Origin of the sequence: Serratia sp. G204Y (assembly GCF_051172435.1) — a bacterium.
Taxonomy (GTDB): Bacteria; Pseudomonadota; Gammaproteobacteria; order Enterobacterales; family Enterobacteriaceae; genus Serratia; species Serratia sarumanii.
The window spans coordinates 2,405,264-2,432,071 of sequence record NZ_JBPIZA010000001.1; the positions used below are offsets into that span (position 1 = coordinate 2,405,264).

A 26,808-nucleotide genomic window follows, 5' to 3' on the forward strand; every position below is an offset into this window, starting at 1 on the left:
GAGTTTAATCGGAGTGAAGAAACAGTTTGCCACACTCTGTTTCATCGCCAAGGGAATTCGCATCGTTAATGTTTACAAAGCATTACAGGTTATCGGCAGGTAATTCTGCAGCCGGGCGCGACTGTCGGCGGCCTCCGCCGTCAGGAAATCGATAAACTGCGCCAGCGCCGGCGATGGCGCCCCGCGTTCAGGATAGACCAAATAATAGGCCGCGCCGCTGCTGACGCAGAGCGGGAACGGCGTGACGATACGCCGCGCCTGAATATCCTCCTCCAGCAGGCACAGATCGCCGATGGCGATGCCGAACCCCTGCAGCGCGGCGCTCATCGCCAGATCGAGGGTATCGAAATGCTGAGCCTTGCCGGACGGCAGCGCATCGGCCCCCGCCGCCTTCAGCCAGCGCAGCCAGTCGCGCCGATCGCGCGTCGGGTGCAGCAGGGTTTTGTCCGTCAAGTCCGCCAGCCGGGGCGTTGGCGGCAGAAACGTCGGCGTGCAGACCGGCGTGAGGATTTCATCGAACAGCAGGTGCGCGCTCAGCTTTTTGCCCGGCGGCCGGCCGAATACCACCGCAGCGTCAAATTGCTCGGTGCTGAAATCCAGACCGTGCGACACCGAAGCGGTCAGCTCAATATGCATGTCCGGCCGTTCATTCTGCAGGCGAATGATGCGCGGCAGCACCCAGCGCATGGCGCAGGTCGGGCATTTGATGCGCAGCGCCCCCGGCGGGGCGACGGCCCGCGTCAGCGCCTCGTCCAACTGCCCCAGCGCCTGCTGCACCGGCACCAGCAGCTGCGCGCCCTGCGGCGTCAGCGCCAAACCGCGCGCCTGGCGGCTGAACAGCGGATAGCCCAGGCGCTGTTCCAGCCCGAGGATTTGCCGGCTGACCGCCCCCTGCGTCAGGTGCAGCTGCCGGGCGGCATGGGTAAAGTTGAGGCGTTGCGCCACCACCACGAAGGTTTTCAACACGTCGAGCGACGGCAGGGATATCGGCATAGCGGGCCTCGATTAGGTATGATCGTAGTGCATGGCAAGTATGACAAACTTTCCCTTGTCCGCCTACGCCGGCTGATGCTTAATCGCTCAACACTTCCCTGTTTGACTGGAGCCCATCATGCAGAGCGCCTGTTCATCCCGCTCGAAGCTGCCGGACGTCGGCACCACCATTTTCACCGTCATTGGCCAACTCAGCGCCGAACATCAGGCCCTCAATCTGTCGCAGGGCGCGCCCAACTTCGCCGGTGACCCGCAGCTGATCGAGGCAACGGCGCAAGCCATGCGCTCAGGTCATAACCAATACGCGCCGATGAGCGGCGTGGCGGCGTTACGTGCTGCTCTGGCGGAAAAAGCTGAACGATTGTATGGCGCACGCTATGACGCCGACGAAGAAATCACGGTGATCGCCAGCGCCAGTGAAGGGCTGTACTCGGCGATCAGCGCGCTGGTGCATCCCGGCGACGAGGTGATCTATTTCGAACCGGCGTTCGACAGCTATGCGCCGATCGTGCGCCTGCAGGGCGCCACGCCGGTAGCGATCAAACTGTCGCTGCAGGATTTTCGCGTCGACTGGGACGAAGTGGCCGCCGCCATCAACGGCAAAACGCGCATGATCATCGTCAACACGCCGCACAACCCGACCGGCGCGGTGTTTGACGCGCACGACATCGAACGTCTGACCGCCCTGACCCGCGACACCGACATCGTGATCCTGTCCGACGAGGTCTACGAGCACGTGGTGTTCGACGGCGATATTCACCACAGCATGGCGCGCTACCCGCAGCTGGCGGAACGCAGCGTGATCGTGTCGTCGTTCGGTAAAACCTACCACGTCACCGGCTGGCGCGTCGGCTACTGCCTGGCGCCGGCGGCGCTGATGGACGAGATCCGCAAGGTGCACCAGTTCATGGTGTTCTCCGCCGATACGCCGATGCAGCACGCCTTCGCCGCCGCGCTCGCCAACCCGCAGAGCTACCTGGGGCTGGCAGCGTTTTATCAACAAAAGCGCGATCTGCTGGCCAGCGCCCTGCAGGATTCGCGCTTTGAGCTGCTGCCCAGCCGCGGCAGCTTCTTCATGCTGGCACGCTTTAGCGGCTTCAGTCACGAAAGCGACAATGATTTCGCCGTGCGCTTGATCCGCGAAGCGAAGGTGGCGACGATCCCGCTGTCGGCGTTCTACAGCGACAGCACCGATACCGGCATTATCCGGCTGAGTTTTTCCAAAGATAACGAGACCCTGCTGGAAGGCGCGCGCCGCCTGAGCCAGGTGTGATTTTTTGTCCAACCATGGGAAAGGGGCACTGCCTATGAAAGCATTGAAAACGCTGTTCGCCGCCGGATGCCTGCTGGCCGCCGGCGCTTCGCTGGCGGCGGAAAACAGCCTGCGCTTCGGCCTGGAAGCGCTGTATCCGCCGTTCGAATCCAAATCCGCCAGCGGCAAACTGGAAGGGTTCGACATCGAACTGGGCGACGCGGTGTGCGCCGCCGCGCAGTTGCAATGCAGCTGGGTGGAAACCTCGTTCGACAGCCTGATCCCGGCGCTGCAGGCGCGCAAGTTCGACGCCATCAACTCGGCGATGAACGTGACCGAACAGCGGCGTCAGGCGATCGCCTTCACCGACGCCATCTATCAGGTGCCGAACCGCCTGATCGCCAAAGCCGGCAGCGGCCTGCTGCCGGACGCCAAATCGCTGGCGGGCAAACACGTGGGCGTGCTGCAAGGATCGATTCAGGAGATTTACGCCAAAACCCATTGGGCGCCGGCGGGCGTGGACGTGGTGTCTTATCAGGATCAGAACCAGGTTTACCTCGATCTGGCGGCCGGTCGGCTCGACGCCACGCTGGTGATGGCGCCGTCGGGGCAAAGCGGCTTCCTGTCGCAGCCGGACGGCAAAGGCTTCGCCTTCGTCGGCGAGGCGGTGCGCGACGACAAAATCCTCGGTGAAGGTATCGCCTTCGGCCTGCGTAAAGGGGATGAGGCGCTGAAGAAAAAACTGGATGCCGCCATCGCCAAAGTGAAACAGCAAGGTACGGTGGCGGCGCTGTCGAAGAAGTATTTCGGCGACATCGACGTGACGGTGAAGTGAGAGACGGGGGCGGCACCGCCGCCCCCTGCCGCGTTTAGCGATCGAACACCGAACTGTTCAGCGCGCGATCCTGCTGGTGGCGCTCCAGCGCCAATTCGATCAGGCGCGTGATCAGCGCCTGATAGCTGACGCCGCTGGCGGCCCACAGCTTGGGATACATGCTGATATTGGTGAAGCCCGGCAGCGTGTTGATTTCGTTGATCACCACCTGGTTGTCCGGCGTCAGGAACACATCCACCCGCGCCAGCCCGAAGCACTCCAGCGTGCGGAACGCCTTCAGCGCCACCTCGCGGATGTGGTCGCTCACTTCCGGCGCGATTGCCGCCGGCACCACCACCTGAGCGCCCTGCTCATTGATGTATTTGGTGTCGTAAGAATAGAAGGCGTCGCTCAGCACGATCTCGCCGCACACGCTGGCCTGCGGATCGTCGTTGCCCAGCACCGCGCACTCGATCTCGCGGCCGACGATCGCCGACTCCACCAGCACCTTGTGATCGAAGCTGAAGGCCAGCGATACCGCCGCGTCGAACTCGGCGCGGTTTTCCACCTTGCTGACCCCGACCGACGAGCCCTGGTTGGCCGGCTTGACGAACAGCGGCAGGCCGAGGCGCTCGCTCAGTTGCTCAAACGTGAATCCGGCGCGGTTGGCGCGCGTCAGGGTGACGAACGGCGCCACCGCCAGCCCGGCGTCGCGCAGCAGGCGCTTGGTCACATCTTTGTCCATGCTGACCGCCGAGCCGAGTACGCCGGCGCCGACGAACGGCATATTGGCCATGCGCAGCAGCCCCTGCAGCGAGCCGTCCTCCCCCAGCGTACCGTGCACGATCGGGAAGATGACGTCGAGTTGGCCCAGCGCGCCGGCGCTGCCCGCTTCGATCAGCTGCTGTTTTTCCTGGCCCGGGATCAGCGCCACGTTCTTGTTCGAGCGGTTCAGCGCGATCAGCGCCGGGTTCTCGGCGTTGAGCAGGTAGTTGGAGGCGTCGTTGATGTGCCACTGCCCCTGTTTGTCGATCCCCAGCAGCGTGACGTCAAACTTCTCTTTGTCGATTGCATCCACAATGTTTTTGGCCGACTGCAGCGACACCTCATGCTCCGCCGATTTACCGCCAAAAATCACCCCAACACGTAGTTTAGTCACGCCTTAAATCCTTCTGAAAAATCATGGCAAAAAAGTCGTTCATCACAATAAACGCATTGCCCGGCGGCGGCAATCGTTGTCGCCAGAATCTTCTTACGCCACGGAATGCCACATCGCGACCATCCTAAACGTATACACTTCGTATATCGTTCACTTAGGGAGACGCCGATGGGCATCGTAAAAATTTCAGACGCGCTGCATGACGATCTGCGCCTCGCCAGCCTGACCATGACGCGTTCGATCAATGCGCAGGCCGAGTACTGGATCAAGATCGGCATGCTGGCGGAGTTCCATCCGGAACTGACCTACCCACAGCTGGTAAAAAAGATGATGAAAGATAACGCGCTGACGCTGAAGGAGATTGTCGGGTGAAACAGATTGTGATTAAAACACCGGAAGAGATTGCCAAAATGCGCCATTCCGGCGCCCTGCTGGCGAAAGTGTTTGCTATGCTCGATGAGGTCATCGTCGAAGGCATCTCCACCATGGAGATCAACGACCGCGCCGAGGCGTTTATCGTCGAGGAGCTGAAGTCGCGCCCGGCCAGCAAAGGGCAGTATGATTTCCCCTATGTGCTCAACACCTCAATCGACGACGTGGTGTGCCACGGGGTGCCGTCGGCCAGCAAAATCCTGCGTTCCGGCATGATCGTCAACGTGGACATCACGCTGGAAAACGGCGGCTACATCGCCGACTCCAGCAAGATGTACTGCATTGGCCAGGTGACGCCGCTGGCCAAACGGCTGGTGAACAACGTCTATGAATCGATGTGGCAGGGCATTCGCGCGGTGAAACCGGGCGCCACCCTCGGCGATATCGGCCATGCCGTCCAGCGGCACGCCGAGCAGGCCGGCTACAGCATCGTGCGGGAGTATTGCGGCCACGGCATCGGCCGCGATATGCATGAAGAGCCGGCGGTATTGCACTACGGTCAACCCGGCAGCGGTCTGGTGCTGCAGGAAGGCATGGTGTTCACCATCGAGCCGATGATCAACCAGGGCGACCGCCGCATCAAGCAGAAGAAAGACGGCTGGACGGTGGTGACGCGCGACAAAAAACTGTCGGCGCAGTGGGAGCACACCGTGGCGGTCACCGCCGACGGCGTGGAGATCCTGACGCTGCGCGACGAAGAGCGCCGGGCCGGCTACGCCGAGCGCTACTAAACCCACAAGCCATTAGCCCGGCTAAGCTGATAGCTTAATAAGTTATTTAATTGATAACCTCTTAGCTTATATGCGGCACTCCGGCGCCGCGGTTAAAGCGACGGGGATGACAGGGAGACAGACAGCATGCAGTCAGGCAATCAGGCGTTTATCAATCAGCTCAAGGACATCGTCGGCGGCCCGCAGCTGTTGACCGGCGATCGCAACACCGAGCGGTATCGCAAGGGGTTCCGCTCCGGCGAAGGCCAGGCGCTGGCGGTGGTGTTTCCCACCAGCCTGTTGCAGCTGTGGCGCATTTTGCAGGCCTGCGTGGCCGCCGACAAAATCGTCATCATGCAGGCCGCCAATACCGGCCTGACCGAAGGATCGACCCCCAGCGGCAACGACTATGATCGCGACATCGTCATCGTCAGCACCCTGCGCCTCGACCATATTCAGGTGCTGGACAACGGCAAGCAGGTGGTCGGCTTCCCCGGCAGCACCCTGCACCACCTCGAGAAATTGCTCAAACCCTACGGCCGCGAACCGCATTCGGTGATCGGTTCCTCCTGTATCGGCGCCTCGGTGATCGGCGGCGTGTGCAACAACTCCGGCGGCTCGCTGGTGAAACGCGGCCCGGCCTATACCGAAATGGCGCTGTACGCCCAGCTAGGGGAAGACGGCCAACTGCGCCTGGTGAATCATTTGGGCATCCGCCTCGGCGACACGCCGGAAGAGATCCTCACCCGGCTGGAAAAAGGCGACTATCGCCCGACCGACGTCGAATACGGCGAGCTGCGCGCCTCGGATAACGAGTACGCCAGCCGGGTGCGCGACGTCGATGCCGACACCCCTTCCCGCTTTAACGCCGACAAACGCCGCCTGTTCGAGGCCTCCGGCTGCGCCGGCAAGCTGGCGGTGTTCGCGGTGCGGCTCGACACCTTCGAGAAAGAAGGCAAAGAACAGGTATTCTATATCGGCACCAACGACACCGCGGTGCTGACCGAGCTGCGCCGCCACATGCTGAGCCAGTTCGACAACCTGCCGGTGGCCGGTGAATACATGCACCGCGATATCTTCGACATCGCCGAGGTGTACGGCAAAGACACCTTCATGATGATCGACAAGCTCGGCACCGATCAGATGCCGCGCTTCTTCACCCTGAAAGGCCGCATGGACGCCAGCCTCAACAAGTTGCCGCTGCTGCCGCACAACCTGACCGACCGGCTGATGCAGGGCCTGAGCCATCTGGCGCCGAGCCACCTGCCGAAGCGCATGAAGGACTACCGCGAACGTTTCGAACATCACCTGCTGCTGAAGATGGCCGGCCCCGGCGTAGACGAAGCGCAGCGCTACCTGACCGAGTACTTCGCCCAGGCCGAAGGCGCTTTCTTCGCCTGTACGCCTGACGAAGGCAAAAAGGCCTTCCTGCACCGCTTCGCCGCCGCCGGCGCCGCCGTGCGCTACCATGCGGTGCACGCCGACAAGGTGGAAGATATTCTTGCGCTGGATATCGCCCTGCGCCGCAACGACACCGACTGGTTTGAAACGCTGCCGCCGGAAATCGACAACCAGCTGGTGCATAAGCTGTATTACGGCCACTTTATGTGCCACGTCTTCCATCAGGACTACGTGGTGAAAAAAGGCGTCGACAGCCACGCGCTGAAAGAAAAGATGCTCGAGATCCTCAACCGGCGCGGCGCCGAGTACCCGGCGGAGCATAACGTCGGCCACCTGTATCACGCCAAACCGGATCTGCAGGCGTTCTACCACGCCGCCGATCCGACCAACAGCTTCAACCCCGGCATCGGCAAAACCAGTAAACGCAAAGGCTGGGCCGAAGGCCCCCGCTAAGACCGCCCGATTGGCCCGCCGCCGCACCCGGCGCGGGCCGACTCTCCCCTGCCTGCCTCATCGTGATCTTTCTGCGCCCTTAAAGATGCATTCTTATTGCAACTTATAAATTTCCCGATTACCATTCATCGCAAATGAGAATCAATTACAAAACTGTCATGACGGATACATGGCATCCGCCGTGGCAATCACCGCGAAGTTGTTAATGAGAAGGAACCTACCATGAGTCAGACCCTCGATTCCGCCCAGCTGTTAACCGCGCTCGATAAAGTGATGGTGATCTCCACCACCGATCTGCAGGGCACCATCACCTACGTCAACGATCTGTTTTGCCAGCTGACCGGCTTTTCCCGGGAAGAGCTGGTGGGCCAGCCCCATAGCATCGTGCGCCACCCTTCCGTGCCGAAAGCGGTTTACAAAGCGATGTGGGACACCATCAAGGCGGGCGGCATCTGGACCGGCATCATTCCGAACGTCGGCAAAGGCGGCGTGCTGTACGTGGTCGACACCACGGTGCAGCCGCTGTATGACGCCCAGGGCAATATCGCGGCCTATATCAGCATCCGCCGCGTGATCAACGATCTGATGACCGACTTCGAATCGGTGGAATTCGCCAAAGAACAGTTCGACAACCACTACGACAAGTAACCGCCATGGCCGACCTTATCGAACGCATCCTGATTGGTTACGGTTCGGAGTCGGGCAACGCCCGGGCGCTGGCGATGCGCCTGGGCGAGCAAAGCAGCCTGCAACCCTACCGCCCCGTCGTGAAAGAACTCAACGCCATCCAGCCCGCCGATGTGGGCGAGCGTGACGCCCTGCTGATCGTCTCGAGCTCATTTGGCGACGGCGAACCGCCCGCCAACGCCGAGCGTTTTTCCGACGCGCTGGCGCAATGGCCTGACCGCCACCGGTTGCGCTACGCCATCTTCGGCCTCGGCGACACCGCGTACCCGCATTTCTGCGGCTTCACGCAGGCGCTGGATGCACGCCTGACGCAATACGGCGCCCAGGCCATCGTCAATCGCGTCGACGCCGACGTTAACTTCGAACCGTTCTTCGCAACCTGGCTGAAGACGCTTGAGAAGGTGCTGGCCGGCGATGCCCAGGCCGGCCGCGATTTACATCTGCGCGTGACCGCCTACGGTGAAGACCATGCGTTCAGCGCCGCCCTCCTCGAACGGCGGCCGCTCAGCGCACGCACCCCGCAGGCCTGGCACCTGCGGCTGAATATCGCCGGCAGCGGCATCGTTTACCGGGCGGGAGATACCGTCTATCTGTTGCCGGAGAACGACGAAGGATTATTGACCCGGCTGGCTGACTGGCTCGGCAGGCCGGAGGCCGCCGACGCGCTGCGCCGCCGGGAGCTGCGCCAGCTCAGCAAAACGACGCTGCGTGAACTGGCGCAGTTGGCCGACAACGAAGAACTCAAAGGCTTGCTCAAGATCCGCCAGCGCAAAGCCCTGGAGAGTTATCTGTACGGCGCCGATCTGCTGGACGTGCTGCACGATTTTTGCCCGCCGCACGCGGTCACGCTGGAGAACCTGCTGACGCTGCTGCCCGTTTGCCTGCCGCGCGCCTACTCCATCGCTTCGGCAACGCGGGAAGAGAGCCTCGATCTGTGCGTGCGCGACGTGCATTATGAACGCGGCGGCCGCACCCGGCGCGGCACGGCGACCGGCTGGCTGCTCAGCCAACCCGGCTCTTTCCGCCTCTTCTGCCGCGCCAACCCCGGCTTTTACCTGCCGCGCGATACCACCGTACCGGTGCTGCTTATCGGCACCGGTACCGGCATCGCACCGTTGATTGGCTTACTGCGCGAAATGGCCGCCCAGGGCGAACGGCGTGAAACCGTGCTGATCTTCGGTGAGAAAAGGCGCGATGAAGACTTCCTGTATGGCGAGGAGTTGGTCACGCTGAACGCGGCGGGCGTACTCACGCGGCTCATCACCGCCTTCTCGCGCGACACCGCCGACAAGTATTACGTGCAACACGCCATCGACGATCACGCCGGTGTCGTCAGCGGCCTGCTGCGGCGGGGCGCGCATGTCTACCTGTGCGGCAATCGTCAGTATCTGGAACATGCCGTGGCGACGGCGCTGGAGCAAGCCTGCGGGGCGGAAAACCTGTGGCAGACGCTGATTGAGCAGCAGCGCCTGCATCTGGAGCTCTATTGAGACAGGGCGGCGTTCACCGCTCCGCGCGCAGCAGCAAGGACACGATGAACGCGCCCCCCAGCCCCGCCGTAATGATGCCGATGGGCAGTTCCTGATTGGGGATCAGGCTGCGGCTGAGCATGTCGCCGCCGGTCAGCAGCATCGCCCCCAGCATGCCGCACATCGGCACGGACAATCGGTGGCGCACGCCCACCAGGCGCCGGGCCAGATAAGGCACCATCAGCCCGACAAAGCCGATCACGCCCGTCAGCGAAACGAGAAACGCCGTGGACAGTGCGCAGCACAGAAAGGTCTCGGTGCGCAGCCGCGCCACGTTGACCCCCATCGAATGGGCGGTTTGCTCGCCCGCCAGCAGCGCGTCCAGCGCCCGCCAACGCAGCGCCGTAAACCCGGCCAGCAGCACGAAACTCACCAGCGGAATGAACAGATTATCCCAACGCGCCAGCCCCAGCCCACCGAGCGACCAGAACAACACCGAACCGGCCGCCCGCTGATCGCCGGAAAACACCAGGTAGCTGGTGAGCGCGCTAAACAAAAATGAGACCGCCAGGCCACAGACGATCAGCTGCTCGGCGCGCCTGACCCGGCTGACGCGAAACAGGATCATCACCGCCAATGCGGACAAAACGCCGCCGACGAAAGCGGACAGCGGCAACGTCAGTACGCCCAGCGCATCGCCGAAGCGCGTGATGACCAGCACCGCGCCGGCGGAGGCACCGGAAGAGAGCCCAAACAAAAAAGGATCGGCCAGCTCATTGCGGGTGGTGGTCTGCAGCAGCGCGCCGGTCATCGCCAGTCCGGCGCCGGTTAACGCCGCCAACAAAGCCCTGGGCACCCGCAGCTGCACGACGATGGTGTCCAGCATGCCGGAAAGCGGCGCCGAACCGAGCCCTAACGCCGCAAACGCCTGCCGCCATGACAGCGCGACGCTCCCCAACTGCAGGCTCCAGATCATTAGCCCGCACAATACCGACAGCGCCAGCGGTGCGAGCAGCATAAAGCGCCGAGTCGGCGAGTTCATTCAGCCTCCGGCGCGTACAGCGCCCGCGCCAGCTTTTCCACTGCGCCGATGTTGGCCGGCCCCGGCGTCAGCTCCGCATACTGCAGTTTCAGATAGCGGTGGTGCCGTACGGCAGGCGTCAATTTCATCAACGGGTGAGACTCGAGGAAGCGCCGCAGCGCATCGGCGCCCGAACCGGTCTGGTAATCCAGCAGAATAATGAAGTCGGGCTCGGCCGCCGCTACCGCCTCCCAGGACGCCGTCGTCCAGCTCGCCGGCAAACCGTCCATCACGTTGCGGCCGCCCGCCGCTTCGATGATCGCCGTCGGCATCGCGTATTTGCCGCTGGTGAAAGGCTTCTCCTCCCCCGAGTCATAGACGAACACCTTGAGCGGCGGCTGGCCCGCCGGCCTGGCGGGAAGCGTAGCCAACCGGCGCTGCCAGCCCTCAACCAGCGCGGTGGCCTCTTGCTGCTTGCCGAAAATCTTGCCGAGCTTCAGCTCATCGTCATACAGCAGGTTCATATCGGCCTTCTGCGGCCGCCCGCCGGCCTGTACGCAGCTCTCGCTCAGCACCAGCGTTTTGATGCCGAACGGGGCGAGCTTCTCCGGCGTGACGTCGCCGCCGATCTTCATGCCGTAATTCCAGCCGGCGAAGAAGAAATCCGGCTGTGCCGCCAGCAGCGTTTCCAAAGCGGGATATTTCGGCGCCAGCTCGGGAATGGTGCCCATCGCGGCCTTGAATTCGGGCGTCAGTTTGTACCAGCCGGTGATGCCGGTCAGCCCGACAATGCGATCCTGCAGATGCAGTGCAAAGGCCATCTCGGCCATGTTGATGTCGTTGATGACGGCGCGCTGCGGCGCCTGGTTGAAGGTGACCGGCACACCGCAGCTTTCTACGGTGACGGGAAAATGTTCGGCCGCCGCCGACCTGGCGGCCAGCAGCAGAAGCAGAATGAATACGCGTGCGTTCATGTTTCTCTCTGGTTGATCAAGCGCAATGGGGAACGTCAAAAATGCGCAGCGTTTTCCCGCTGACGGGATGCGCCACCTTGAAACTGTTCATGCCGAACACCGGCAGAATCACTGGGGTCTGCAACACCGCCTCGGGCGTACCACAGGCCACCTGACGGCTTTCGTTGAGCACCAGGATCCGATCGGCAAACGCCTCTGCCACGGGCAGGTCGTGCAGCACCGCAATCACGGAGATGTCTTTATTTTTCACTAACGACAGCAGCGCCGAGCGCCCGGGCGGATCGAGGTGATTGGTCGGTTCATCCAGCAACAACAGATCGGGAGACTGCGCCAACGCCCGAGCCAGCGCGGCACGCTGACGCTGGCCGCCCGAGAGCCGCCCCAACGGGTGGTGCCTGAGCGACGCCAGCCCGGTTTCCCCGATGGCTTCGTCAACGATGCGCTTTCCCGTCGCAGAACATGCGCCATGCGGCAAACGACTCAACGCCACGTAGTCCTCAACCGACAGCCGCAAATCCGGCAGATCGTTTTGCGCCAGAAAGGCGATGCTTCTGGCGCGCTCCGCCGCCGGCCACGCGGACAAGGCGCGCCCTCGCCAGTAAATGTCGCCGCTGTCCGGCCGCGTTTCACCGATCAGGGCACGCAACAGGCTGGACTTGCCGCTGCCGTTAGGGCCGATCACCGCCAGCTTCTCACCGGCGCGCAGCGCGAAATGGATGTTGTCGAGTATCAATGCCCCGCCGTGGCCGGTCAGGCTAATCCCATCAACGTGGAGGATGTCGCGAACTGAATTCATTATGCGTAAATTGTTATATTATAACATATCAATATTTTTACCACGATTACGTGCCTTCTGCAAAAGCGAATCGCAATGTCTTTTGTCGCACGCATTGCGTGAACCGAGGCAAGAGCAAGCCGCGCCCTCTGCGTCAAAACTGCGCGGCCAAAGCAACATAGCATACCTCTCAATGAATGATAATGATTTTCATTATCACTTAAACCACTGCGATTTCCGATTGCACGCCCCGCTGAACTTAGTTATGTTTGAGCGATTAGTTTCATTCCCGGTTTTCAGGAACTCACATGACCTACCTGGCGCACAGCACAGATCCGACAAACGCGACCGTTCCGGCCGCCGTTTTGCTGTGTGCTTCTTCCGCCCCACCCGCCGTTTCCTCTGTCGTTTCAGCGGTTGCCGCTTACCCGCCACGCATTGTGGTCGTGCGCTAAGCCAAACCGACTTTTTACCTCCGGCTTATTGATCTGTTGCGTTCAGGCGTAGACCGCCGCGCGCGCCGGAGCCTGTAATTTTCACGACAGGTGAAATTGACATGCGATTACCTTCTCTCTGGGCCAATGCCGGCCTGGCTACGCTGTTCGTCCTGCTTTGGAGCAGCGGCGCGATTTTCTCCCGTTGGGGGCTGGAGCACGCCTCCGCCTTCGCTTTTCTGTTCTTCCGCTGCGCCATCGCGCTGGCGGTGCTGTTGGCCATCGGCCTGTGGCAGCGCCAGTGCCTGCCCGCCCCCGGCACCCGCCGGCGCGTCGCGCTGATTGGCGTGCTGATGATCGGCAGCTATCAAATCTGCTATCTGCTGGCGTTGGAACAGGGTATTACGCCCGGCGTGCTGGCCACGTTGCTTGGCGTACAGCCGATCCTCACCCAGTTCATCACCGAACGGCGCTGCACCGGGCTGCGGGCGCTCGGCCTGGCGCTGGCAATGGTCGGGCTGACGCTGGTGGTGTACCAAAGCCTGATGGTGGCCCACTTCTCGCTGAGCGGCATGCTGTTCGCCTTTATCGCGCTGGGCTGCATGACCGCCGGCACCCTGCTGCAAAAAGGCATGACGCAGCCGCCGCTGGCGGTCTTGCCGCTGCAGTATGCCGTCGGGTTGCTGATGTGTACGCTGGCGCTGCCGTTTGAGCCGCTGCGGGTCGAGTGGCGGCCAGAGTTCGTGCTACCGCTGCTGTGGATGGCGGTGGTGATCTCGGTGCTGGCGACCTTCTTGCTGTATCGCCTGATCCAGCGCGGCAACCTGGTGCAGGTCACCAGCCTGTTCTATCTGATCCCGGCGGTCACCGCCCTGCTGGACTACCTGCTGCTCGGCCACGCGCTGGCGGCGCTGAGCCTGCTGGGCATGGCGGGCATCGTGCTCGGCGTGATGCTGGTTTTCCGCCGCGTATAAAAGCAAAAGCCCCCGCGCCGTTCCACCGGCGCGGGGGCGACAACAACAACCGTTAACTCAGAATAACCAGGAACCGTACCCCCACAGCAGCACCGTCACCCCAAGCAGCAGCTCGAGCAACAGAATGCCGATGGCGAAGGTCGAGCTGGAGAAGATGAACCCTTCCTTACTGTCGATATTCAGGAAGTGCGGGATCCCCAGATTCAGCAGATAGCCCGAATAGCACAGGCCGATAATGCCGACAAACAGACACAGCCAGACGACCGGATAGAGCGCCACAATCCCGCTTAGGAACATCGGGGTCGCTACGTAGCCGGCGAACACCATGCAGCGGTGCAGGCTGGGGCGCGATTCATAGCGCCGCGCCATCCAGTGAATGACTTTCCCCATGGCCGCTACGCCCGCCAGCATCAGCAGGTAAAACGCCACGGCGGTATAAAGCGCGGTAAACATGTCGAGCCTGATGGCATGTCCCTCGCCGGAGAGCCAGCCCAGCTGGGTGGTGCCGATAAAGGCGCAGACCACCGGGATTGCTGCCAAGAGCAACACGTGATGGGTGTATAGGTGCGAGACGCTTTCATTCTCGTTTTTGATCTGTTCGAACTCGGCGCTGGGATGCGCCAGAAGTCCCCAAACATGACTGACCATGAGACACCTCCTATCTCGCCGTAGGCCGCGATCGGCGAACGAATTTCACACCTCCGACGGACTGCTACCCGTGCGAGGATTGCGGCCACGGGGCTCTCTCCCCTGTACTCATTATAGTCTTTCGGCGAAAAAACGTGCGGAAAGCGCAACGCCGCGGCGCTTTGTCTTATACTCCCACCATAAAAACCAGGCTGCGAGGAAGGCCATGTCATCCGTTATCACCACCCGCCAGGCGGGGATCGTCGACGTCGACGCCGGGCGCAACGTCACCGTTGTCGAGCCCTGCAATCTGTACGGCTGCCGGCTCGGCGACGATGTCTTCGTCGGCCCGTTCGTGGAGATCCAGCGCCACGTCAGCATCGGCGCGCGCAGTAAAATTCAGTCGCACAGCTTTATCTGCGAATACGTCACCCTCGGCGAAGCGTGTTTTGTCGGCCACGGCGTCACCTTCGCCAACGATCTGTTCAAAGACGGCGCGCCCAATGCCGATCCGGCCAGCTGGGGGCGCACGCGCGTCGGCGATCGGGTGTCCATCGGCTCCGGCGCCACCATCCTGGCGGTGGAGATCTGCAGCGACGCGGTGATCGGCGCCGGGGCGGTCGTGACCCGCAACATCACCCGCAAGGGGATTTATGCCGGCAACCCGGCGCGCCTGCTGCGGGAGCTGCCGTAATGACCCCGGTCATCCGCATCGCGGCCATTGAGGCGCTGCCCGATGATTACCTGACGCGCGGCGATTTCGGCTTTACCATCCGCTGTTACGCCCTGCCGCAGTTCGACACCCCGGTCGACAGCTGGCCAACCCGCCCGGTGGCGCCGTTTCGCAAACAGTATCCCTTGGCGCCGTTCGCCAACCAAGACAGCGCGACTTTCCTGGCGTATCGCCAGGACCAAGCCGTTGGCCACATCACGCTGAGCAAAAACTGGAACGGTTACACCCTGATCGACGAGATCGCGGTCAGCGCTCACGCGCGCCGTCAGGGCATCGCCGGGGCGCTGCTGGACTGCGCCAAACAGTGGGCGCGGCAGCAGGAAACCTCAGGTATGATGCTCGAAACGCAGAACAACAATCTGGCCGCCTGTCGCTGCTACCAGCATTACGGGTTTATTCTCGGCGGCATCGACCGTTTGCTGTACCGCGCCGAGCCGGAGATCGCCGATCACGAAATCGCGCTGTTCTGGTATTTGCCGTTCAATAGCGAAATCGGTTACTGATTTATCGGCCGCCATTGAGGCTATGTTTACTTTTTAACCCCTACCATCGGATGAGAACTGTTATCACTGACTCTGATAAACCAGCGACACCCAGGGAGGGCCGTATGAACCAGAACAAGGTTGTTTTACTGATGTTAGCTATCGCCATGAGCGGATGCGCCGAGCGCCCCACCGCCGTCTCCCCCGCAACGCCGCCGACCGACGTCACCGTTTCGCCGCCGGCTGTGCAACCGCAGATGGACGCCAGCACCCGCAGCAAGCTGCATGAGATCCTCGCGCTGCGCGCCGGTTGGCACGCCACGCAGCCACATGGCCGCACCGTCGATTTGATTTCGCGCGAGTTTCTCGGCACGCCCTATCTCGCCAACCGCCTGATCGGTTCGCAGAGCACGCCCGAGCAGCTGGTGATCGACTTCCGCGGGCTGGATTGCTTCACCTACATCGATTATGTGGAAGCACTCAGCACCGCCCGCAGCGAGGGCGAGTTCGTACAGCGCCTGGTAGACATTCGCTACGTCGACGGCAACATCGCCTTCCCGCAGCGCAAACACTTCTTCACCGATTGGGCGCAGCGGCCGAAAAAAGTGGCTGAAGACATCACCGCGCGGCTCAGCCCGCACGCCGTCACCCTCGTGAAAACCCTCAACCGCAAAGCGGATGGCGGCAGCTACCTGCCCGGCTTGCCCGACGTACAACGCAGCGTGACCTATATCCCCAGCGACCGTATCGACGACAAGGTGCTGGCCCAGCTGCGCACCGGCGATTACATCGGCATTTACACCAACCTGGACGGGCTGGACGTGACCCACACCGGCATCTTCGTGATGACCGACAACGGCCCGGTGCTGCGCAACGCCTCATCGCGCAAGGCCAACATGCGGGTGGTCGATTCGCCCTTTATGGATTACGTGATGGCCACGCCGGGCATCGTGGTGCTGCGTTCGCTCAGCCGATAATCCCCCGCCGCATAACGGCTATAAGCTATAGCCGTTTATGCTGAGCGAGCGTTTGACTTCATCGGCGGTTCAGGCTTAGCTGTAAGAACAAAAACCAACTGATTTTATTGTTCTTTTCAGGAAGACTTCGATGACCTTACGCTGGCGTATCACCCCTCTGGCGGCGGCCTTCACCGCCGTTTTGGCGCTTCAGGGCTGCGATCAAAAAACCGATCGGAACCATATCAAGGTCGGCGTCATCAACGGCGCGGAACAGGACGTGGCGGAAGTCGCCAGGCAAGTGGCGAAAGAGAAATACGGGCTGGACGTCGAGCTGGTCGGCTTCAGCGGTTCGCTGCTGCCGAACGACGCCACCGACAAGGGCGAACTGGACGCCAACGTGTTCCAGCACCGCCCGTTCCTCGAACAGCAAAACAAAGATCACGGCTATAAGCTGGTGGCGGTCGGCAATACCTTTGTCTTCCCGATGGCCGGCTACTCCAAAAAGATAAAATCGCTCAAAGAGCTGCCGGACGGCGCGGTGATCGCCATCCCGCTCGATCCGACCAACCTGGGGCGCGCCCTGCTGCTGCTGGAAAAAACCGGATTGATTACGCTGAAACAAGGCAAGGGGTTGTTGCCCACCGCTCTGGACATCAGCGCCAACCCGCACCGTTACCAAATCATGGAGCTGGAAGGCGCGCAGCTGCCGCACGTGCTGGACGATCCAAAGGTCACCCTCGCCGTCATCAGCACCACCTACATCAACCAGACCGGCCTGTCGCCAACCAAAGACGGCATCTTCATCGAGGATAAGGACTCGCCGTACACCAACATCATCGTCACCCGCGAAGACAACAAGGACGCGCCGAACGTGCAGAACTTCATCAAGGCCTATGAGTCGGACGAAGTCGCCAAAGCCGCCGAGAAAATCTTCAACGGCGGCGCGGTGAAAGGCTGGTAATTCCAGGCACAGCGCCACAGGGGCTCTCCCCAAAGAGCCCCTTGTCCGCTAATCATCGCCTTTTCTTATCTCACCATAAGAAAACCCGATTTACCCCGGCGGCGAGCGGCGCGCATAATGGCGTTTATCCGCTGATTTCCAAGGTAAACAGGCATTACCATGACGTTCTCCGCTCCCGTACTCAGCCTCCTTGACGCCACGCCGGACGATATGGCCGCCGTGCTGCGCATTTACACCCACCACGTGCTGTACGGTGCCGCCTCGTTTGAAGAACAGCCGCCGCCCCTGGCGGAAATGCAGCTGCGGCTGAGCAAGGTGCAAGAAGCCGGGCTGCCTTGGCTGGTGGCGAAAAGCGAAGGCCATATTGTGGGCTACTGCTACGCCACGCCGTATCGGCCCCGGCCGGCCTATCGTTTTACCGTGGAAGACTCGGTGTATATCGCCGAGGGGCAACAGGGTAAAGGCGTCGGCAAGGCGCTGCTGAGCAAGCTTATCGCCCGCTGCGAGCAAGGCCCCTGGCGCCAGATGCTGGCGATCGTCGGCGATTCCGCCGCCAACCGCGGTTCGCTGGCGCTGCACCAGTCGCTCGGCTTTACCAGCGTCGGGACGTTAAAGGCCGTGGGATTCAAACTGGGGGAATGGCGCGACACCCACCTCATGCAGCGCGCGCTGGGCTCGGGCGACAGTCAGCATCCTTGAATACATGGCGACGCACGATAGGGAGTTAGCGTCTATAGTGAAGAGTGATTTCATTAAGTTAGCGCCAATCGTGCGCCACATTTAACCGGTAAGGGAGAAGTAAATGAAAATTATTCTGTGGATTGTCGCCATCATCTTCATCGTGGGTTTGTTGACGATTACCGGCGTTCTCAAACTGATTTTTTAAAGCGTCAGCTCCGTCCCGCCCCTTGCGGGGCGAGACTTTTCATCATGCCTTGAAACGCGCGCGCACCGCGCCCAGCGCCGACACTACCGCCAGCACCACGCCGCCGGCGATCACACCGAACACCACGTTCAGCAGAGCTGGAATGACACCCTGCAAAATATGCCCCAACGTTGGCACCACCGTAGCGTAGGAAGCCCAGTCCTCAAACAGATGATGTACCGGCGGCAGACCGTGGGTCAGGATGCCGCCGCCGACCATAAACATGGCGACTGTGCCGACGATCGACAGCGTTTTCATCAAATAAGGCGCGGCGCGCACGATGCCGCCGCCGACGGCGCGCGCCAACGCGCTGCCCTTGCGGCTCAGGTACAGCCCCAAATCATCCAGCTTGACGATACCGGCGACGATGCCGTAAACCCCCAGCGTCATCACCAGCGCGATGCCGCACAGCACGATCACCTGCTGACTGAAAGTGGCGCCGGCGACGGTGCCCAACGTAATGGCGATAATCTCGGCGGATAACACGAAATCGGTACGCACAGCCCCTTTTATCTTACGCTTTTCATAGGCCGCCACATCCTCATTGGCGCCCGGTCCGTCTTGCTTATCCTCATGTGCCTGCTTGTCTTGGCTCAGGCTGTGATACACCTTTTCGAACCCTTCGTAGCACAGGTAGGCGCCGCCCACCATCAGCAGCGGCGTGATCGCCCAGGGCGCGAAAGCGCTGATCAGCAGCGCCAGCGGCACCAGGATCGCCTTGTTGATCAGCGAACCTTTGGCGACGCTCCACACCACCGGCAGTTCGCGGTCGGCTTTAACGCCGGTGACCTGCTGCGCGTTGAGCGCCAGATCGTCCCCCAGCACCCCAGCGGTTTTTTTTGCCGCCATCTTGGTCATCAAAGAGACATCGTCCAGCAACGAGGCGATGTCGTCGATAAGGGTAAGTAAGCTACTTCCTGCCAAAATGATTCATCCTTTTCATGTTCACGGGCCATTCTATATTTAGCATAGCGGTAAAGCGTCATGAAAGGATATGGGAGGATCGCGGAAAACGCCGGGTGGAAGTTAAAACCTCTCGCCTGACAGTCCCTCATCAGCTCCGAGAGCGAACGCGCGTGAGATATGTTGAAGGATCGGGACGTGGGCCTCAAAGACGCACGATAAATGCGTGCTGCTCGCAAGCAAGCCAAAGGCAACATGCACGCTGCCATGCTGTTCAACGAAACGCTGCAAGGATTGTGCGCTGAACAACTCATCCTGCGCTGCCGCCAGCAGCAAAGTCGGCAATCGCAGCGCCGCCAGTTGCTTTGCCGGGGTGCGTGGCGTCAAGGCGTTAGCCATATTAACGCTGTATTGGCAAACAAAATCGGGGGAGGCGGCCAGTACGGCCGGGGGGAAATTCAGGCTGACCGCCCGAGATTGCCCAAACCATCGCCCACCGCTGAGCGCATTGGCCACAAAAGGCCATTGCCGCACCTGGGCAAAACGGGCCGCCGCCGCCAGATCGCGGGCCATCCCGGAAAATGGCCCCAGCTCGGGTGCCAGCAGGATCAGGCTGTCCGCCTGCTGTTCACAAGGATAGCGGGTCAGGTAGTTGAGCAACATCCCGGCGCCGCTGGAATGGCCAAGCAGGTGCCTGCGCGCTAACGGAAAACGCAGGCGCATTTCCGCCAGGATGACATCGACATCGCGCCAAATACGCTCAGGCCGCTCAACCGTCCCCCGCTCTCCCGTGGAATCGCCATGCCCGCGAATATCGACCAGGCACACCGCGAGCGTTGGCTCGGCGGCCAGCTGGCGCGCAAGAATGTCATACCCGGCGGCGCTGTTAACCCCGCCGCCGTGATAAACCACGATCACGTCTTCGCTCTCGGCAGTTTGTCGATACAGGCGGTAGCTCAATCCCTCAACGCAACCGGACAACGTGCCCACCTGTGCCCCCGGCCACTCACCGTAAGACTTCGCTTGCTCAACATAGCGGTCAAAATCAATCAAATCGCACCTTTCCATGATGTTGTCGGTATTCCCCACGGCAGAGTTCCTGCCCCGGCGATAAGCATATGAAACAACAACAGGAACTACCATGCCTTTTGCACACTCCCCCTTAGCCTCAGGGCAGATCCCCCGCCGGCACATTGAGCTGCCAGGAAAGCCCAAAGCGATCGTTGAGCCAGCCGAAGCGAGCGCTGAAGCCGTAGTCGTCAAGTGGCATCAGCACCTTGCCGCCCTCCGCCAGGCGGTGGAAAGCCTGCTCCAGCGCCTCTTCGTTAGGCAGGTTGATGAACAGCGACACCGCCGGGGTAAAGCTGAAATCATGGCTGATCGGGCTGTCGATAAACACCAGGTTCTGCCGGTCGAAATCGATGGTGGCATGCTTGATTAACCGCCGGCCGTCCGGCGTCGGGTCGTAATGCTGCACCTGCATGAGCCGAAAACGCGCAAACACCTGGCTGTAGAGGTCGATCGCCTGCTGCGCCTCCCCCTGGAACATGACAAAGGTCGAAACCTGACTCATAACATCCCCTTCGGTAATCGTTGTGGTATTAATGGAGGATAGCGGATTACCCTTGAAGCGGCGAAAGGAGCAACCATGAGCATCATTCATCGCCTGGCGCAGCCGGACGATCTCAACGGCCTGTTGGCTCTGTATCGCGAGCTGCGCCCACAGGATGCGCCGCTGCGCAGCGACGACGCGCGCCGTGCCCTGCAGCGCCTGCTGGACGATCCGGCCATTCGTCTGGTGGTGGCAGCGGAAGAGGAACAGCCGATCGCCACCTGCATGCTGGCGCTGATCCCGGGGCTGGCGCATCAGGCGCAGCCGTTCGGCGTCATCGAACACGTGGTGACGGCGGAGCCCTATCGCGGCCACGGCGTGGCGCTCGCGATGATCGAATACGCGCTGCAGCTGGCCTGGCGCAAGGGCTGTTACAAGGTGATGCTGCTGTCGGGGCAGCAACGCACCGGCGCGCACCAGCTTTATCTCAAGGCGGGTTTCGACGGCGATCGCGAGCGGGGATTTGTCATCAGACGGCCCGAGGGCCGATAGCGGCCTGCCGCAAACGGGCAGGCCGCCAGGCGGGTTATTCGCTGTCGTTCTTCGCCAGACGGGCGTCTTTTTGGCGACGATAGTCGCGGGCGGCGGCCGGGATCGGCGTCACCTTGCCGGTTTCAATCCAGCTGCGCAGGCGGTTGGCGTCGGCGAAGTGGGTGTATTTGCCGAAGGCGTCCAGCACCACCAGCGACACCGAGCGGTTACCGATTACCGTACGCATCGCCAGGCAGTGGCCCGCCTGGTTGGTGAAGCCGGTTTTGGTCAGCTGGATGTTCCATTTCGGGTTGTACACCAGGTGGTTGGTGTTGCGGAACGGCAGCGTGTAGTTCGGATCCTTGAAGCTGGCCATGCGTTCGGTGGTGGTGCTGAGCTGGCCGATCAACGGATATTGCTTGGTGGCGATCAGCAGCTTGGTCAGATCGCGCGCCGTCGACACGTTATGAATAGACAGCCCGGTCGGTTCCACATAATGGGTATTGGTCATGCCCAGCGCCCTGGCCTTGGCGTTCATCGCTTTGATGAAGGCGTTGTAGCCCCCCGGATAGTGGTGCGCCAGGCTGGCGGCGGCGCGGTTTTCCGACGACATCAGCGCCAGCAGCAGCATATCCTTACGGCTGATTTCGCTGTTCAGCCGCACCCGTGAATACACCCCTTTCATCTCCGGCGTCTGGCGAATGTCCACCGCCAGCATCTCGTCGAGCGGCAGGTGCGCGTCGAGCGTGACCATGGCGGTCATCAGCTTGGTGATCGAGGCGATCGGCACCACTTCATCCGGGTTGCGCGCATACATCACCTTATGGGTTTGCATATCGACGACCATCGCGCTGCCGGAGGCCAGCTCCGGTTGGGTGGCGTGCAGGGCGGCGGCGTTGTCGCTGGCCAACGCGCGCGGCGCAAAGCCTGCGCCCGCCTGCAAAGCGAGCAGGGTCAGAACCAAAACACGTATTTTCACAGGCATTACTCTGAAATGGGGGCTTGAACTCAGCGAATTATATGTGAGGGTTCAGCGCTTGGCACTGGGATTGTATGGCGGATTTGTGACAAATTCTGTCCGATGAAAAACGACGCAGCCCGCGGGCGCTCTGGGATGAACGCCCGCGTGGAAAAAGTTACAGCGCCGGCTGCCAGGCCGACTGCGGCAACAGGTACAGCCCCGGCGTTTGCCGCGCACCGGCGCCGACGATATGGCCGATGCCGGCCGCCATCACCGCCAGCGTCACATCGAAGGCGTTAAGGCTGTCGCCATAGCCGGCGGTCAGGTTAAACATCGAGCCGTTGGCCAGCAAATACACCGTCTTCTCATTAAGTTGGTAAGCGTTCACATAAGGCATCGGCTCGTGGTGCGGCAGGCCTTGCAGGAAGCCGACGTCGATCTCTTCTGCCACGTGGCCGACGTTGAGGATAAACACGCCGTCTTGCGCCTGTTGCAAATGCTGCGCCGAGAGCACGTTTTTCGCGCCGGTTGCGGTAGCGATCACGTCCGCCTGCGCGACGGCGCTCGCCAGATCCACCACCTGCCAGCCGTCATAACGCGCCTGCAGCGCGCGCGCAGGATCGATTTCCGCCACCATCACCTGGCCGCCGTAAGCCCTGGCCGCCGCCGCTGTCCCCTGCCCGACCAGGCCGTAGCCGATCACCAGCACGCGCTTTTCGTGCAGCGTCAAGTGGGTGGTCTGGAAGAAGGTGTGCCAGGCAGTCAGCCCAACCATATGCCGATTGTGCAGCCCCTCTTTCACCGGCAGATCGTCCCAGTTGAAGATCGGGTAGCGCGGCGCCACGCCGTTCAAACGGCTGATGCCCGAGCCGGTGGCCTCCAGCCCGGCGACGATCTGCGGGCCGTTCGGCGATTGGTGCAAACGGGTGGTCAGATCCGCCCCCATTTCGCACAGGTGAGTCGGCTGCCAGGCCAGCGCGCGGTCGAAGGACTCCGACCATTCGCCGGCGTTCATGTCGCGCCAGGCATAGGCCTGCGCGCCCCGCCGTTCCAGCCAGGCCACCACGTCGTTCTGCACCGTGGTGGGATTGCAGGTGGTCAGGAAGATCGCCGCGCCCTTGTCCAGCAGGCCGGCCACCAGCGGCGCCATTTTCAGATCCAGGTGCATATTGCACGCCAGCCGCACCCCGTGCAGGTCCGGCAACGCCGCCACCGCCGCCCGGGTGCGCGGCATATGGCGCATCGCCCAGTTCAATTCGCTCTCGAAATCCTGATACATCCGTTGCTCCTCTGGTGTGCCCCGCCGCCAGGCGTGGCAAAAAAGTTATCCCGCGCGGCCGAGCCGGCGGATCGCCTGCGGCGACAGGCCAAATACCCGGATAAACGCCCGTCTCATGCGCTCCGGATCGCTGAACCCCACCGAACGGGCGATCGCCTCCAGCGGCTCGGTGCTCTCTTCGATGCGCACCCTGGCCGCCTCCACCCGCAGCTGTTCGATCACCTTGGCCGGCGTCTGCCCGGTTTCGGCGCGGAACAGCCGGCCGAACTGGCGCTCGCTCAGGCAGGCGGCGTCGGCCAGATCCGCCACCGACAGTGGCAGGTGCAAGTGCTCGCGCGCGAACGACAGCGCGGCGCGCATGCGATCCGACGACGGGTTCAACGCCAGCAGCAGCGAATACTGCGACTGCCCGCCGGGGCGCCGATGATAGACCACCAGCTGCCGCGCCACGGCCGCCGCCAGGGTGGCGCCAAGGTCGTCTTCTATCAACGCCAGCGCCAGATCGATACCGGCGCTGATGCCGGCCGAGGTCCAGATATCGCCGTCGCGAATGAAAATGCGGTTGCTGTCGACGCGGATGCGCGGATAGCTCTGCTGCAGCCGCGCCGCATGATACCAGTGGGTGGTGGCGCGCTTGCCGTCCAGCAAACCGCAGGCCGCCAGAATAAACGCGCCGGTGCACACGCTGGCGATGCGCCGCGCCCGCCGGCTGTGGGTGGTCAGAAACGCCACCAGCGCCGGCGACTGCGCCGCCATCACGTTGCCGCTGCCGCCGGCCACCACCAGCGTATCGAAACGCTCGTCGCCGCACGGCTGCGTGGCGATCTCCACCCCGGCCGAGCTGGCGACCATCCCGCCCTGCGGCGAGATCGCCACGCAGCGGTAGGCCGATGGATCGGTAAACTGGCTGACGTTATCGAACGCCGCCAGAGGGCCGGCAAAATCCAGCAGGTTGAAACCGGGAAAAACCACAAAACCGATCGTTTTCATGATGGCGCTTTTTGAGGGTTATCTGTCATACCAGCCAAAATCAGGGCGGCTATTATGGCCCAGGTCCAACGATAAAAATGAGGCGAATGTCATGTCTGAACCACTCGTGATTGTATTTCCCATCTATCAAGGCGTCACCCAGCTCGACTTCACCGGCCCGCTGCAGTTTCTGCGCCACATGCCGGGCGCGGAAATCATCGTCGCTTCGGTAGACGGCGCGGATGTCGAATCGGAAGGCTTGCACTTCACCCAGCTGCGCCCGCTGCCGGAGATCGCGCGCTGCGACGTGCTGTGCGTGCCGGGCGGCAGCGGCTGCACCCAGGCGCTGCAGGATAAAGCGTTCATGCAGCAAATCCGGCGGCTGGGCGCCGATGCCCGCTACCTGACCTCGGTGTGCACCGGTTCGCTGATCCTGGCCGCGGCCGGCCTGCTGGCGGGCAAACGTGCCGCCTGCCACTGGTCGATGCGCGACAGCCTGGCGCTGTTCGGCGCCATCCCCAGCGCTGCACGCGTAGAGCGCGACGGCAACGTGATCAGCGGCGGCGGCGTCACCGCCGGCATCGACTTTGCGCTGGCGCTGATCGCCGAACTGCACGGCGAAGACACTGCCCAGACGATCCAGCTTTATCTGGAATACGCCCCGGCCCCGCCGTTCACGGGCGGCACGCCGGAACTGGCCCCGCCGCACATTTACGCCAGGGTACAGGCGCAGATGGCGGAAAGCCTGGCGCGGCGCAGAGCATTGGTGGCCCAGATCGCCCAAGGCTAGCGATCGGGGGTATACTTGCCCTTATGCGTCAGCCACATAAGGAGTAAGGAATGACCGATTTGGCCCACTACATTACGGACTACGGCTACTGGGCGTTGTTTATCGGCTGCCTGGCTGAGGGAGAAACCATCACGCTGCTGGGCGGCATCGCCGCCCATGAAGGCTTGCTGCACTGGCCGTGGGTGATCGCGGTGGTGGCGCTGGGAGGTACACTGGGGGATCAGCTGCTGTACTTCGCCGGCCGCCGGTTCGAAGGCCGGGTCATCTCGCGGCTCAAGGGGCAGGAAAAGCGCATCGCGCGCGCCAGAAGGCTGATCGCCCGCCACCCGATGCTGTTCGTTATCGGGGTGCGCTTTATGTACGGCTTCCGCATCATCGGCCCGGTGCTGATCGGCGCCAGCCGCCTGCCGCCATCGCGCTTCGTGCCGCTCAATATCCTCGGCGCCATTCTGTGGGCAACGATCTTCGTCATGCTCGGCTATTTTGGCGGCCAGGCGATCGAACGCTTCGTTACCGGCTTCGACAAAAAACTCTCCAGCCTGCTGTTTGTCGCGCTGGCGATCGCCGCCATCCTGCTGGTGCGCTTCTGGTGGCGCAAACGCCACGCGGAATAAGCCAGCGCGCCTGGCGTCAGCCTTCTTGCGGTGCCGTGCGCATCAGCTCGACCAGCTCGCGCGCCGCCTTGTCCAGCGGGCGATTCTTCAGCCAGATCAAATGCATCGGCAAGCGCAGCTCGTTCTTAGTGTTTTTGAATTTCAGCCGCACCAGCCGCCCCTGCGCCAGCAGCGGCTCGGCCAGCGACAGCGGGAAATTGCCCCACCCCAGGCCCGCTTCCACCATGTTCAGCGCCATCGGCAGGCTGTCGGTGCGCCAGTAGGCCTCCGCCACCTGCGGGCGCAGATCGCCGATCGGCAGATCGCGGCTGGCCACCATGATCTGCCGCACGTTGACCAGATCCTCGAGAAACAGCTCGCCCGCCGCGCCCTCCAGCGCCGGATGCTGCGGCGATACCATCGCTACCAGCGACTCCGCGCCGACGAAGTGGAACTGCTCCGCGCTGTTGATGTTCAGCCCGCCGAACGCCAGACAAACGCCAATGCGCCCCTGATGCAGCATGTGCAGCACGTCGTCCTGTGGCGCGCTGAGCACTTCGATGTTCAGCAGCGGATAACGCTGCGACAGCGTCTTCACCGCCGCCAGCAGGCCAGTACCGTTGATATCCGATGCCACCCCGATCGAAAGCGTGCTTTCCAGCCCCTGGGAAAGTTCGATGGCGTGCACCTGCAGCTGCTTAAGCTGCCCGGCGATCAGGCGGGCGTGCGGCGCCAGGGCCAACGCCAGCGCGGTCGGCGTCGGTTCACGGTGCGAGCGATCGAACAAGGCGAAACCGAGTTCCGCCTCCATGTTGGCGATACCCATGCTGACGGCGGACGGTACGCGCCGCAGCGCGCGGGCGGCGGCGGAAAACGAACCGCGATCGAGCACAGCCAGAAACAGTTCGATATTGTCGCTGGAAAAGTTCATCGTTTAACCTGTCAGTAAAACTGACAGCTCCTGACTTTTTCTATCAATGTGATTGACGTTATCT

The 26,808-nt window shown here is 62.1% G+C and carries 29 protein-coding genes; 16 read left to right on the forward strand and 13 right to left on the reverse strand.

Features of this window, described 5'->3' with window-relative positions; translation table 11 throughout:
- Positions 1–72: 72 nt before the first annotated feature.
- The gene (locus ACSBQQ_RS11705) at positions 73–993 is read right to left on the reverse strand and encodes a LysR substrate-binding domain-containing protein (RefSeq protein ID WP_033647045.1); all 921 of its coding nucleotides are present in this window, start codon (positions 991–993) and stop codon (positions 73–75) included.
- Between the two features lie 118 nt (positions 994–1,111).
- Between ACSBQQ_RS11705 and ACSBQQ_RS11710 the strand changes: the two genes are divergently transcribed.
- Together ACSBQQ_RS11710 and ACSBQQ_RS11715 are read left to right on the forward strand one after the other, a co-directional pair.
- Positions 1,112–2,266 (forward strand): methionine aminotransferase, encoded by a 1,155-nt coding sequence (locus ACSBQQ_RS11710; protein ID WP_033647046.1) that lies wholly within the window; start codon positions 1,112–1,114, stop codon positions 2,264–2,266.
- Positions 2,267–2,300: 34 nt separating this feature from the next.
- Positions 2,301–3,080 (forward strand): ABC transporter substrate-binding protein, encoded by a 780-nt coding sequence (locus tag ACSBQQ_RS11715; RefSeq protein WP_060387421.1) that lies wholly within the window; start codon positions 2,301–2,303, stop codon positions 3,078–3,080.
- A 34-nt stretch (positions 3,081–3,114) separates the two neighbouring features.
- On the opposite strand, the gene ddlA is transcribed toward ACSBQQ_RS11715, so the two are convergent.
- Positions 3,115–4,218, reverse strand: coding sequence for a D-alanine--D-alanine ligase (gene ddlA / locus ACSBQQ_RS11720; protein ID WP_060387420.1), 1,104 nt, complete (start codon positions 4,216–4,218; stop codon positions 3,115–3,117).
- Between the two features lie 168 nt (positions 4,219–4,386).
- Between ddlA and ACSBQQ_RS11725 the strand changes: the two genes are divergently transcribed.
- The 5 genes from ACSBQQ_RS11725 to ACSBQQ_RS11745 all read left to right on the forward strand — a co-directional run bounded on the left by ACSBQQ_RS11725 (position 4,387) and on the right by ACSBQQ_RS11745 (position 9,391).
- Positions 4,387–4,590 (forward strand): ParD-like family protein, encoded by a 204-nt coding sequence (locus tag ACSBQQ_RS11725; RefSeq protein WP_006324220.1) that lies wholly within the window; start codon positions 4,387–4,389, stop codon positions 4,588–4,590.
- Complete coding sequence (gene map, locus ACSBQQ_RS11730; RefSeq protein ID WP_047568762.1) at positions 4,587–5,381, forward strand: type I methionyl aminopeptidase; 795 nt, start codon at positions 4,587–4,589, stop codon at positions 5,379–5,381. Before ACSBQQ_RS11725 ends, map begins: the two co-directional genes overlap by 4 nt.
- Before the next feature lie 126 nt (positions 5,382–5,507).
- Positions 5,508–7,214 carry a D-lactate dehydrogenase gene (gene dld / locus ACSBQQ_RS11735; protein WP_060428263.1) on the forward strand — a complete coding sequence of 569 codons (1,707 nt, stop codon included), beginning with the start codon at positions 5,508–5,510 and terminating at the stop codon, positions 7,212–7,214.
- A 222-nt stretch (positions 7,215–7,436) separates the two neighbouring features.
- Positions 7,437–7,862, forward strand: a complete 426-nt coding sequence (locus ACSBQQ_RS11740; protein ID WP_060428261.1) for a PAS domain-containing protein — start codon at positions 7,437–7,439, stop codon at positions 7,860–7,862.
- A 5-nt stretch (positions 7,863–7,867) separates the two neighbouring features.
- Entirely contained in the window at positions 7,868–9,391 is a 1,524-nt protein-coding gene (locus ACSBQQ_RS11745; protein WP_033647053.1) for a flavodoxin domain-containing protein, read from the forward strand.
- Positions 9,392–9,404: 13 nt separating this feature from the next.
- Here ACSBQQ_RS11745 and ACSBQQ_RS11750 read toward each other — a convergent pair whose 3' ends face one another.
- The 3 genes from ACSBQQ_RS11750 to ACSBQQ_RS11760 are packed head-to-tail and all read right to left on the reverse strand — an operon-like array spanning position 9,405 to position 12,098.
- Positions 9,405–10,412, reverse strand: coding sequence for a FecCD family ABC transporter permease (locus tag ACSBQQ_RS11750; RefSeq protein WP_033647054.1), 1,008 nt, complete (start codon positions 10,410–10,412; stop codon positions 9,405–9,407).
- Positions 10,409–11,365 (reverse strand): ABC transporter substrate-binding protein, encoded by a 957-nt coding sequence (locus ACSBQQ_RS11755; protein ID WP_049212819.1) that lies wholly within the window; start codon positions 11,363–11,365, stop codon positions 10,409–10,411. The genes ACSBQQ_RS11750 and ACSBQQ_RS11755 overlap by 4 nt, the downstream gene beginning before the upstream one ends.
- Positions 11,366–11,381: 16 nt before the next feature.
- The gene (locus tag ACSBQQ_RS11760; RefSeq protein WP_060418321.1) at positions 11,382–12,098 is read right to left on the reverse strand and encodes an ABC transporter ATP-binding protein; all 717 of its coding nucleotides are present in this window, start codon (positions 12,096–12,098) and stop codon (positions 11,382–11,384) included.
- 598 nt (positions 12,099–12,696) lie between these two features.
- On the opposite strand from ACSBQQ_RS11760, the gene ACSBQQ_RS11765 reads away from it, so the two are divergent.
- Entirely contained in the window at positions 12,697–13,548 is an 852-nt protein-coding gene (locus ACSBQQ_RS11765) for a DMT family transporter (RefSeq protein ID WP_060418320.1), read from the forward strand.
- A gap of 57 nt (positions 13,549–13,605) precedes the next feature.
- On the opposite strand, the gene ACSBQQ_RS11770 is transcribed toward ACSBQQ_RS11765, so the two are convergent.
- Positions 13,606–14,196 (reverse strand): Yip1 family protein, encoded by a 591-nt coding sequence (locus ACSBQQ_RS11770; protein ID WP_033637547.1) that lies wholly within the window; start codon positions 14,194–14,196, stop codon positions 13,606–13,608.
- 205 nt (positions 14,197–14,401) lie between these two features.
- On the opposite strand from ACSBQQ_RS11770, the gene ACSBQQ_RS11775 reads away from it, so the two are divergent.
- The 5 genes from ACSBQQ_RS11775 to ACSBQQ_RS11795 all read left to right on the forward strand — a co-directional run bounded on the left by ACSBQQ_RS11775 (position 14,402) and on the right by ACSBQQ_RS11795 (position 18,009).
- Entirely contained in the window at positions 14,402–14,869 is a 468-nt protein-coding gene (locus ACSBQQ_RS11775; protein ID WP_033647061.1) for an acyltransferase, read from the forward strand.
- Complete coding sequence (locus tag ACSBQQ_RS11780) at positions 14,869–15,411, forward strand: GNAT family N-acetyltransferase (RefSeq protein WP_043146878.1); 543 nt, start codon at positions 14,869–14,871, stop codon at positions 15,409–15,411. The genes ACSBQQ_RS11775 and ACSBQQ_RS11780 overlap by 1 nt, the downstream gene beginning before the upstream one ends.
- Positions 15,412–15,515: 104 nt before the next feature.
- On the forward strand, positions 15,516–16,367 hold the full coding sequence (locus tag ACSBQQ_RS11785; RefSeq protein ID WP_043146876.1) for a DUF1460 domain-containing protein: 852 nt from the start codon (positions 15,516–15,518) through the stop codon (positions 16,365–16,367).
- A 130-nt stretch (positions 16,368–16,497) separates the two neighbouring features.
- Positions 16,498–17,310, forward strand: coding sequence for a MetQ/NlpA family lipoprotein (locus tag ACSBQQ_RS11790; protein WP_060428259.1), 813 nt, complete (start codon positions 16,498–16,500; stop codon positions 17,308–17,310).
- Positions 17,311–17,469: 159 nt separating this feature from the next.
- Positions 17,470–18,009 carry a GNAT family N-acetyltransferase gene (locus ACSBQQ_RS11795; RefSeq protein WP_043146873.1) on the forward strand — a complete coding sequence of 180 codons (540 nt, stop codon included), beginning with the start codon at positions 17,470–17,472 and terminating at the stop codon, positions 18,007–18,009.
- A 229-nt stretch (positions 18,010–18,238) separates the two neighbouring features.
- Here the strand turns inward: ACSBQQ_RS11795 and ACSBQQ_RS11800 are convergent, their stop codons facing one another.
- The 3 genes from ACSBQQ_RS11800 to ACSBQQ_RS11810 all read right to left on the reverse strand — a co-directional run bounded on the left by ACSBQQ_RS11800 (position 18,239) and on the right by ACSBQQ_RS11810 (position 20,711).
- Entirely contained in the window at positions 18,239–19,159 is a 921-nt protein-coding gene (locus ACSBQQ_RS11800; protein ID WP_049195887.1) for a DUF808 domain-containing protein, read from the reverse strand.
- A gap of 102 nt (positions 19,160–19,261) precedes the next feature.
- Entirely contained in the window at positions 19,262–20,227 is a 966-nt protein-coding gene (locus tag ACSBQQ_RS11805) for an alpha/beta fold hydrolase (protein WP_230199627.1), read from the reverse strand.
- A 79-nt stretch (positions 20,228–20,306) separates the two neighbouring features.
- On the reverse strand, positions 20,307–20,711 hold the full coding sequence (locus tag ACSBQQ_RS11810; RefSeq protein ID WP_033637539.1) for a VOC family protein: 405 nt from the start codon (positions 20,709–20,711) through the stop codon (positions 20,307–20,309).
- A 75-nt stretch (positions 20,712–20,786) separates the two neighbouring features.
- Between ACSBQQ_RS11810 and ACSBQQ_RS11815 the strand changes: the two genes are divergently transcribed.
- Positions 20,787–21,242 carry a GNAT family N-acetyltransferase gene (locus tag ACSBQQ_RS11815; protein ID WP_043146869.1) on the forward strand — a complete coding sequence of 152 codons (456 nt, stop codon included), beginning with the start codon at positions 20,787–20,789 and terminating at the stop codon, positions 21,240–21,242.
- A gap of 34 nt (positions 21,243–21,276) precedes the next feature.
- Here ACSBQQ_RS11815 and pbpG read toward each other — a convergent pair whose 3' ends face one another.
- The 3 genes from pbpG to ACSBQQ_RS11830 all read right to left on the reverse strand — a co-directional run bounded on the left by pbpG (position 21,277) and on the right by ACSBQQ_RS11830 (position 24,451).
- The gene (pbpG, locus tag ACSBQQ_RS11820) at positions 21,277–22,206 is read right to left on the reverse strand and encodes a D-alanyl-D-alanine endopeptidase (RefSeq protein WP_041033978.1); all 930 of its coding nucleotides are present in this window, start codon (positions 22,204–22,206) and stop codon (positions 21,277–21,279) included.
- A gap of 151 nt (positions 22,207–22,357) precedes the next feature.
- Complete coding sequence (locus tag ACSBQQ_RS11825) at positions 22,358–23,461, reverse strand: adenosylhomocysteinase (protein WP_033653486.1); 1,104 nt, start codon at positions 23,459–23,461, stop codon at positions 22,358–22,360.
- A gap of 45 nt (positions 23,462–23,506) precedes the next feature.
- On the reverse strand, positions 23,507–24,451 hold the full coding sequence (locus ACSBQQ_RS11830) for a GlxA family transcriptional regulator (RefSeq protein WP_060387411.1): 945 nt from the start codon (positions 24,449–24,451) through the stop codon (positions 23,507–23,509).
- 91 nt (positions 24,452–24,542) lie between these two features.
- On the opposite strand from ACSBQQ_RS11830, the gene ACSBQQ_RS11835 reads away from it, so the two are divergent.
- Both ACSBQQ_RS11835 and ACSBQQ_RS11840 read left to right on the forward strand, forming a co-directional pair.
- Complete coding sequence (locus ACSBQQ_RS11835) at positions 24,543–25,220, forward strand: DJ-1/PfpI family protein (RefSeq protein WP_060387410.1); 678 nt, start codon at positions 24,543–24,545, stop codon at positions 25,218–25,220.
- A gap of 50 nt (positions 25,221–25,270) precedes the next feature.
- Positions 25,271–25,834, forward strand: a complete 564-nt coding sequence (locus tag ACSBQQ_RS11840) for a DedA family protein (protein ID WP_033637532.1) — start codon at positions 25,271–25,273, stop codon at positions 25,832–25,834.
- A 16-nt stretch (positions 25,835–25,850) separates the two neighbouring features.
- Here ACSBQQ_RS11840 and ACSBQQ_RS11845 read toward each other — a convergent pair whose 3' ends face one another.
- Positions 25,851–26,744: a LysR family transcriptional regulator gene (locus tag ACSBQQ_RS11845; RefSeq protein WP_060428257.1), complete on the reverse strand. Its 894-nt coding sequence runs from the start codon at positions 26,742–26,744 to the stop codon at positions 25,851–25,853.
- Positions 26,745–26,808: the final 64 nt, after the last annotated feature.

Excerpts from the sequence above, each read along its gene's own strand:
- ACSBQQ_RS11710 (WP_033647046.1), top strand. The coding sequence starts at position 1,112 with ATGCAGAGCGCCTGTTCATCCCGCTCGAAGCTGCCGGACGTCGGCACC.
- dld (WP_060428263.1), top strand. The coding sequence starts at position 5,508 with ATGCAGTCAGGCAATCAGGCGTTTATCAATCAGCTCAAGGACATCGTC.
- pbpG (WP_041033978.1), bottom strand. The coding sequence starts at position 22,206 with ATGCCTGTGAAAATACGTGTTTTGGTTCTGACCCTGCTCGCTTTGCAG.
- ACSBQQ_RS11765 (WP_060418320.1), top strand. The coding sequence starts at position 12,697 with ATGCGATTACCTTCTCTCTGGGCCAATGCCGGCCTGGCTACGCTGTTC.
- ACSBQQ_RS11840 (WP_033637532.1), top strand. The coding sequence starts at position 25,271 with ATGACCGATTTGGCCCACTACATTACGGACTACGGCTACTGGGCGTTG.
- ACSBQQ_RS11725 (WP_006324220.1), top strand. The coding sequence starts at position 4,387 with ATGGGCATCGTAAAAATTTCAGACGCGCTGCATGACGATCTGCGCCTC.
- ACSBQQ_RS11785 (WP_043146876.1), top strand. The coding sequence starts at position 15,516 with ATGAACCAGAACAAGGTTGTTTTACTGATGTTAGCTATCGCCATGAGC.
- ACSBQQ_RS11810 (WP_033637539.1), bottom strand. The coding sequence starts at position 20,711 with ATGAGTCAGGTTTCGACCTTTGTCATGTTCCAGGGGGAGGCGCAGCAG.
- ACSBQQ_RS11755 (WP_049212819.1), bottom strand. The coding sequence starts at position 11,365 with ATGAACGCACGCGTATTCATTCTGCTTCTGCTGCTGGCCGCCAGGTCG.
- ACSBQQ_RS11795 (WP_043146873.1), top strand. The coding sequence starts at position 17,470 with ATGACGTTCTCCGCTCCCGTACTCAGCCTCCTTGACGCCACGCCGGAC.
- ACSBQQ_RS11740 (WP_060428261.1), top strand. The coding sequence starts at position 7,437 with ATGAGTCAGACCCTCGATTCCGCCCAGCTGTTAACCGCGCTCGATAAA.
- ACSBQQ_RS11825 (WP_033653486.1), bottom strand. The coding sequence starts at position 23,461 with ATGTATCAGGATTTCGAGAGCGAATTGAACTGGGCGATGCGCCATATG.
- ACSBQQ_RS11715 (WP_060387421.1), top strand. The coding sequence starts at position 2,301 with ATGAAAGCATTGAAAACGCTGTTCGCCGCCGGATGCCTGCTGGCCGCC.
- ACSBQQ_RS11745 (WP_033647053.1), top strand. The coding sequence starts at position 7,868 with ATGGCCGACCTTATCGAACGCATCCTGATTGGTTACGGTTCGGAGTCG.
- ACSBQQ_RS11775 (WP_033647061.1), top strand. The coding sequence starts at position 14,402 with ATGTCATCCGTTATCACCACCCGCCAGGCGGGGATCGTCGACGTCGAC.
- ACSBQQ_RS11845 (WP_060428257.1), bottom strand. The coding sequence starts at position 26,744 with ATGAACTTTTCCAGCGACAATATCGAACTGTTTCTGGCTGTGCTCGAT.
- ACSBQQ_RS11770 (WP_033637547.1), bottom strand. The coding sequence starts at position 14,196 with ATGGTCAGTCATGTTTGGGGACTTCTGGCGCATCCCAGCGCCGAGTTC.
- ACSBQQ_RS11830 (WP_060387411.1), bottom strand. The coding sequence starts at position 24,451 with ATGAAAACGATCGGTTTTGTGGTTTTTCCCGGTTTCAACCTGCTGGAT.
- ACSBQQ_RS11750 (WP_033647054.1), bottom strand. The coding sequence starts at position 10,412 with ATGAACTCGCCGACTCGGCGCTTTATGCTGCTCGCACCGCTGGCGCTG.
- ACSBQQ_RS11790 (WP_060428259.1), top strand. The coding sequence starts at position 16,498 with ATGACCTTACGCTGGCGTATCACCCCTCTGGCGGCGGCCTTCACCGCC.
- ACSBQQ_RS11815 (WP_043146869.1), top strand. The coding sequence starts at position 20,787 with ATGAGCATCATTCATCGCCTGGCGCAGCCGGACGATCTCAACGGCCTG.
- ACSBQQ_RS11705 (WP_033647045.1), bottom strand. The coding sequence starts at position 993 with ATGCCGATATCCCTGCCGTCGCTCGACGTGTTGAAAACCTTCGTGGTG.
- ACSBQQ_RS11835 (WP_060387410.1), top strand. The coding sequence starts at position 24,543 with ATGTCTGAACCACTCGTGATTGTATTTCCCATCTATCAAGGCGTCACC.
- ACSBQQ_RS11780 (WP_043146878.1), top strand. The coding sequence starts at position 14,869 with ATGACCCCGGTCATCCGCATCGCGGCCATTGAGGCGCTGCCCGATGAT.